This is a genomic window from Myroides sp. WP-1 (assembly GCF_014145635.1).
Lineage (GTDB): Bacteria > Bacteroidota > Bacteroidia > Flavobacteriales > Flavobacteriaceae > Flavobacterium.
In genome coordinates, this window is record NZ_JACHTC010000075.1 from 1 (window position 1) to 570 (window position 570).

Consider the following 570-nt stretch of genomic DNA (forward strand, 5'->3'; position numbering starts at 1 on the left):
CTTCACCTTTTGAATTGGTATACGTTAAGATGTTAGTCGTATCGTTGTAGACTAAGCTTGTTTCGTTAAATACAAAGTCTTTAGATGTTCCTGTTGCATCTACGTAAGTTAACGTGTTTGTTGCAGCATCATATGATACAGCTCCTGTTCCCAATACTAAATCGTGCGCGATCTTATCTTCATCAGCATACGTTAACGTATTTGTTGCTTTGTCATATGTCAATACAGTCAACGTTTCGTTAGCTGCTACTAATGCACCTAAATCAATCGTTTGCTCTTCACCTTTTGAATTGGTATACGTTAAGATGTTAGTCGTATCGTTGTAGACTAAGCTTGTTTCGTTAAATACAAAGTCTTTAGATGTTCCTGTTGCATCTACGTAAGTTAACGTGTTTGTTGCAGCGTCATATGATACAGCTCCTGTTCCCAATACTAAATCGTGTGTGATCTTATCTTCATCAGCATACGTTAACGTATTCGTTGCTTTGTCATATGTCAATACAGTCAACGTTTCGTTAGCTGCTACTAATGCACCTAAATCAATCGTTTGCTCTTCACCTTTTGAGTTGG

The 570-nt window shown here is 37.5% G+C and carries 1 pseudogene; it reads right to left on the reverse strand.

Annotated features, from left to right (window positions below):
* A pseudogene (locus H4K33_RS16400) lies at positions 1-570 on the reverse strand (hypothetical protein); the annotation flags it as partial.